The organism is Yoonia sp. (assembly GCF_046292185.1).
GTDB lineage: Bacteria > Pseudomonadota > Alphaproteobacteria > Rhodobacterales > Rhodobacteraceae > Yoonia.
Genome location: NZ_JBKBQY010000136.1, coordinates 1 through 5,843 on the forward strand (window position 1 = coordinate 1; position 5,843 = coordinate 5,843).

A 5,843-nucleotide genomic window follows, 5' to 3' on the forward strand; every position below is an offset into this window, starting at 1 on the left:
CCGGCTGCATAGAATTCCGCCGTCGTGCCCGCCCGGGCCCAGACCGCGATGCCGATGTAAAGCGCAAAGGACGCGCCGACCACCAGCAGGTTGAGTGTATACTGATCCATTGGTTTCCCTGTCCCTTATGCTTATTCTTCGACGCCGTGTTCGGCGTCGAGCTTGTTCATGCGCCAGGCGTAGAAAAAGATCAGCACCAAGAACACTAGGATCGAGCCTTGCTGTGCGAACCAGAATCCCAGATCGGCACCGCCAACGGAAATCCCGCTGAGCGCGGGCCGCAGGATGATGCCAAAGCCGAAAGAGACTAAGGCCCAGATCGCAAGGCTGATAAGAATGATCCGCACATTCGCGGCCCAATAGGCATTGTTGTCTTGTGGTTCCTCTGCCATTTTCAGGCGTCCTCCCTTGTTGTCGATTGAAAGCCGCAGGGGCCAAGCCCTGCGACTTTTCCCCTCCCTGTTACGCGACGGATTGTTTGACGATCGCGTTCAGCTCTTTGGCGACCTGCGCGATCTCGCCCATGGCGTCGATCCGTTGCAGGTTACCTTGTTTTTCGTAATACTGGATTAACGGTACGGTCTGTGCGTGATAGGCTGCCAGCCGCTGCCCGACCGTTTCGGCCTTATCATCGGCGCGCCGCACCATGGTTGTGCTGCCGCATTTGTCACATACACCCGCCACCGCAGGTGTCTTGAACCTGTCGTGATAGCCTTCGCCGCAGCCGCCACAGGTATAGCGCCCGGCGATCCGGTTCACCATTTCCGCATCATCGACATCCAGCGACACGGCAGCATTGATCCGTTGACCAGTCTGCGCAAGCAATTTGTCCAGTGCCTCGGCTTGCACCGTGGTACGCGGGAACCCATCAAGGATCACGCCTTGCGCAGTATCGGGTTCGCCCAGCCGGTCCTTGAGGATCGCCAGCACGATGTCGTCGCTGACCAGCCCGCCTGCTGTCATCACAGCCTTGGCCTCGCGCCCGGCCGGGGTGCCTGCGGCCACAGCGGCGCGCAACAGATCGCCGGTGGACAATTGCACCAGACCGAACCGATCTTGCAACATCCGCGCCTGCGTGCCCTTGCCCGCCCCCGGCGGGCCAAGCAGGATCAATACGGCGGGGCGGGTCATCGTCGCGGCCCCGGTCACGGCTTGTTCATCCGGTTTTCGATCAGGTTATCGACGACGGAAGGATCGGCCAGTGTCGATGTATCGCCAAGGCTCGCATGGTCGTTCTCGGCGATCTTGCGCAGGATGCGGCGCATGATCTTGCCTGACCGTGTTTTCGGCAGACCGGGCGCCCATTGGATCAGATCGGGGCTGGCAATCGGGCCGATTTCGGTCCGGACCCATTTGACCAAATCCTTACGCAGATCCTCTGATGGCTCGATCCCGTTCATCAGCGTGACATAGGCGTAGATGCCTTGTCCCTTGATGTTATGGGGAAAACCGACTACCGCCGCCTCGGCCACATCGGCATGGGCGACAAGGGCGCTTTCGATCTCTGCCGTGCCCATCCGGTGGCCAGAGACGTTGATCACGTCATCCACGCGCCCGGTGATCCAGTAATAGCCGTCTGCATCCCGCCGGCAGCCGTCGCCGGTGAAATAGTAATTTTTGTAGTCAGAAAAATAGGTTTTCTCGAACCGTTCATGGTCGCCATAGACAGTGCGCATCTGGCCTGGCCAGCTGTCCTTGATGCACAGCACACCTTCGGCCGCGGTGGCGGTGATTTCCTCGCCCGTTTGCGGGTCAAGGATCACCGGCTGCACGCCAAAGAAAGGCAGGGTGGCCGATCCGGGCTTGGTGGCAATCGCGCCGGGCAGGGGTGTCAGCAGATGACCACCGGTTTCGGTCTGCCACCAGGTATCGACGATGGGGCATTTGCCCTTGCCGACGACATCATTGTACCAGTTCCACGCTTCGGGGTTGATCGGTTCGCCGACGGTGCCAAGGACCTTGATGCTGGACAGGTCGTATTTTTCCACCGGATCATTGCCATGCGCCATCAGCGCGCGCAGCGCGGTGGGGGCGGTGTAGAACTGGTTGACCTTATGCTTTTGACATACCGCCCAGAACCGACCCGCATCGGGGTAGGTCGGCACCCCTTCAAACATGATCGTGGTCGCGCCATTGGCCAGCGGACCATAGACGATATAGCTGTGGCCGGTGACCCAACCAACATCGGCGGTACACCAGAAGATATCACCATCATGGTAATCGAACGTATATTGATGCGTCATCGCCGCATAGGCGAGGTAGCCGCCCGATGTATGCACCACACCCTTGGGCTGGCCGGTGGACCCGGATGTGTAAAGGATGAACAACGGGTCTTCGGCGTTCACTTCGACGGGGGTGGCGTAATCATCCGCCTCCATCGCCATTTCGTTATAGTCGTAATCGCGGTCTTCGGTCCATGTCGTCTGTCCGCCGGTGCGGCGTACGACCAGACATTTGACGCTGTCCTTGCAATGCAACAGGGCGGCGTCGGTGTTGGATTTCAGCGGGGTGGATTTGCCACCACGCGGCGCGTGATCGGCGGTGATCACCACCTTCGCGTCGCAGCCATTGATCCGCGCGCCCAAAGCATCGGGCGAAAAGCCTGCGAAAACGATGGAATGGACCGCGCCGATCCGCGCGCAGGCCAGCATCGCATAGGCGGCTTCGGGGATCATCGGTAGATAAATCACCACACGGTCGCCACGGCGCACGCCGAGGGTTTCGAGGATATTGGCCATCCGGCAGGTGCGGCGGTGCAATTCCTTGTAGGTGATGTGCTGCGCGGCATCCTTGGGATCATCCGGTTCCCAGATGATCGCGGTCTGATCGCCGCGGGTTTCCAGATGCCGGTCGATGCAATTGGCGCTGACGTTCAGTGTGCCGTCCTCGAACCATTTGATATCGATATTGCCCGGCGCAAAGCTGGTACTTTTGACGTTGGTGAAAGGTTTGATCCAGTCGATTCTCTTGCCATGTTCGGCCCAGAACTTTTCCGGGTCTGCAATGGATGCGTCATACATCGCCTGATACTGCTCTGCCGTGACATGGGCCTTTGCGACAAAGTCTGCAGAAGGCGCAAAACGGGCGTCAGTATTCGTTGTATTTGTCATGAATCCTCCAATTCTTTCCCCGGCCTTTACAGCCGCTGGCGCGGATCATTTGCATGACCGCTGCGCCATCTCCTCGGCGAGGAAAATAGCACATTGCTGGAAGTTTCAAATAAGATACGGATTTTGTTCGATTATGATGTTAATAAATTTACAATGAATTGGGGCGAAGTGTAAATCTTTACCCCAATTCTAGAAAATATCCATATTTGGAAGCACCTTACACGTTCTGGCCTAAGCTGCGTAGCTTGATCCTTCTTCATCCAGGATCGCCTTCAGCTCTGTCAGATGGCGGGTGTCCTGTTCGGGATAGGCTTCCAGTTCCTGCGCGGTCTTTTCGGCGATATCATCAGGCAGCACGCGCAGGGGCAGGCCGGTTTGCAAGGCGCGGATGTAAGTCTCTGCCGCGCGTTCGAAATAATACAGCCGGTTGAATGTTTCCGCGATCGTGGCACCGATGATCAGCACGCCATGGTTACCCATAATCATGACCTTTTGCTTGGGGTCGGTGAACAGGGATGCGCAACGCGCGCCTTCATCCTCGAAAGCAAGCCCGCCATAACCGTCATCAATCACATAGCGGTTGAAAAAGGTGCAGCAATTCTGGTCAATCGGCGGCAGGCGGCTGTCCTGCAGCGTTGCCAAGACGGTGGCAAAGATCGAATGCACATGCATCGCGCGGCGGGCATGCGGCACCAGCCGATGAATGCCGCCATGCAGCCCCCAGGCGGTCGGGTCGGGTGCATTCGGCCCTTCCAGCGTGGTGGGGTCGTTGGCGTCCACCTCGATCAGATCGCTGGCCTTGATCCGGCTGAAATGCATCTGGTTGGGGTTCATCAGAAACCGGGTGCCATTGTCATTGATCGCAAGGCTGAAGTGATTGGCGACCCCTTCATGCAGGTTCAGTCGCGCGGTCCACCGAAAGGCGGCGGCCATATCAACGCGTTCGGCCCAATGGGTCATGTTGTGGATGTGCTGGTTCATGGCGGCTCCTTGAGGGGTTTGCGGCCATGGTAGGGAAATCCAGAGGACATTCAAACCCGCCGCCGAACGGGCAATTCCTAGGCGAAACCGTCAAGCCAGGTGCGCCTTTCCGGGAAGAAGCTTGGATGGTCGAGTCATCCGATCCCGTCCGGATTTGGCCAAGCCCTTGCATGGTCAGCGTAAATTTCGCTGTGGACCGCGGCCAGAAGGGGGAAGAAGTGCGTTCACAAACTGCAAAAAATTTACCATTTGATAAAAAATAAAACTGTGGCAGGCTGAAGCGGACAAGCCAGACAGGAACCAGCCATGTCCACCCCGATGACCCCCGGCATAACGGCGGCGCGATTGCCTGCTGAAACGCTCGCCCGGAACTTTTCCGATCTGCACGCACCGCTTGACCGGCACGCAGCGCGCGTCGCGGCGGACCGGTGTTATTTCTGCCATGATGCGCCCTGTGTCACCGCCTGCCCGACATCCATCGATATCCCGCTGTTCATCCGCCAGATCAGCACCGGCACGGCCGAAGCGGCGGCGAGGACGATTTTTGATCAGAACATTCTCGGCGGCATGTGCGCCCGCGTCTGCCCGACCGAAGATCTTTGCGAACAGGCCTGCGTGCGTGAAGCCGCCGAAGGCAAACCGGTCGAGATCGGGCGTTTGCAACGCTACGCCACCGATACGCTGATGGCGAAGCAAAGCCACCCCTATGACCGGGCACCGGCGACCGGCAAGTCCGTCGCGGTCGTCGGTGCCGGGCCTGCCGGTCTCGCCTGCGCGCATCGTCTGGCGATGCAGGGGCATGATGTGACGATCTTTGACGCCCAGCCGAAACCCGGCGGGCTGAATGAATTCGGTATCGCTGCTTATAAATCCACCGATGATTTTGCAGCACGCGAGGTCGATTGGTTGATGGGCATCGGTGGCATCACGCTGCAGACCGGCAAGCGGCTGGGCATCGACCTTTCGCTGGACAGGCTGGCCGAAGATTTTGACGCGGTCTTCCTCGGCGTCGGCCTTGGCGGTGTGAACGCGCTGCACACGGCGGGCGAGGACAAGGACGGCGTGCGCGACGCGGTCGATTTTATCGCCGATCTTCGGCAGGCGAGCGATCTGACCGCCCTGCCCGTGGGCCGTGACGTCGTGGTGATCGGCGGCGGTATGACGGCGGTGGATGCGGCGGTGCAGTCGAAACTGCTCGGCGCGCAGAACGTCACCATCGCCTATCGCCGGAACCGCGACGCGATGAGCGCCAGCCGCTATGAACAGGACCTCGCCGCCTCGCACGGCGTGCGGCTGTTGTTCAACGTCCAGCCTGTCGCGATCCACGGCAACGGGGCGGTGCGCGAAGTGGAGCTGGAATATACCGCCGATACCGGCGCGGGTCTGCAAGGCACCGGCGAAACCATCCGGCTGCCTGTGGACCAGTTGTTCAAGGCTATCGGTCAGACGCTGGAAACCGATGCAGGTCTGACATTGGAAGGCCGCAAGATCGCCGTGACAGGCGCGGGTCGCACCAGCCGCGCGGGTGTCTGGGCCGGCGGCGATTGCGCCAGCGGTGGCGACGATCTGACGGTGACCGCCGTAGCCGAAGGGCGCGATGCGGCGATGGATATGCATGCGGCACTGACCCCCGGGACTGCGGCGGGAAACAAAGGATAGAGCCATGGCTAATCTGACGACGAATTTTCTGGGCATCACATCCCCTAACCCGTTCTGGCTGGCCTCCGCCCCGCCGACTGACAAGGAATACAA

Annotated in this window: 5 protein-coding genes; 1 reads left to right on the forward strand and 4 read right to left on the reverse strand. The window is 59.7% G+C overall.

Annotated features, from left to right (window positions below; translation table 11 throughout):
- Positions 1-131 precede the first annotated feature (131 nt).
- The 4 genes from ACK4TM_RS16670 to ACK4TM_RS16685 form a co-directional block, all read right to left on the reverse strand.
- A complete protein-coding gene (locus ACK4TM_RS16670) occupies positions 132-392 on the reverse strand; it encodes a DUF4212 domain-containing protein (RefSeq protein WP_409703452.1) in 261 nt (86 codons plus the stop codon).
- 70 nt (positions 393-462) lie between these two features.
- Positions 463-1,131, reverse strand: coding sequence for an adenylate kinase (locus tag ACK4TM_RS16675; RefSeq protein ID WP_409703455.1), 669 nt, complete (start codon positions 1,129-1,131; stop codon positions 463-465).
- A 14-nt stretch (positions 1,132-1,145) separates the two neighbouring features.
- The gene (gene acs / locus ACK4TM_RS16680) at positions 1,146-3,110 is read right to left on the reverse strand and encodes an acetate--CoA ligase (protein WP_409703457.1); all 1,965 of its coding nucleotides are present in this window, start codon (positions 3,108-3,110) and stop codon (positions 1,146-1,148) included.
- 231 nt (positions 3,111-3,341) lie between these two features.
- Positions 3,342-4,091 carry a class II aldolase and adducin N-terminal domain-containing protein gene (locus tag ACK4TM_RS16685; RefSeq protein WP_409703460.1) on the reverse strand — a complete coding sequence of 250 codons (750 nt, stop codon included), beginning with the start codon at positions 4,089-4,091 and terminating at the stop codon, positions 3,342-3,344.
- Between the two features lie 306 nt (positions 4,092-4,397).
- Here ACK4TM_RS16685 and ACK4TM_RS16690 point away from each other — a divergent pair, with 306 nt between their 5' ends.
- The gene (locus ACK4TM_RS16690; protein WP_409703463.1) at positions 4,398-5,750 is read left to right on the forward strand and encodes an NAD(P)-dependent oxidoreductase; all 1,353 of its coding nucleotides are present in this window, start codon (positions 4,398-4,400) and stop codon (positions 5,748-5,750) included.
- Positions 5,751-5,843: the final 93 nt, after the last annotated feature.

Bases quoted from the DNA above. Each gene is read 5' to 3' on its own strand.
- ACK4TM_RS16675 (WP_409703455.1), bottom strand. From the start codon at position 1,131: ATGACCCGCCCCGCCGTATTGATCCTGCTTGGCCCGCCGGGGGCGGGC.
- acs (WP_409703457.1), bottom strand. From the start codon at position 3,110: ATGACAAATACAACGAATACTGACGCCCGTTTTGCGCCTTCTGCAGAC.
- ACK4TM_RS16670 (WP_409703452.1), bottom strand. From the start codon at position 392: ATGGCAGAGGAACCACAAGACAACAATGCCTATTGGGCCGCGAATGTG.
- ACK4TM_RS16690 (WP_409703463.1), top strand. From the start codon at position 4,398: ATGTCCACCCCGATGACCCCCGGCATAACGGCGGCGCGATTGCCTGCT.
- ACK4TM_RS16685 (WP_409703460.1), bottom strand. From the start codon at position 4,091: ATGAACCAGCACATCCACAACATGACCCATTGGGCCGAACGCGTTGAT.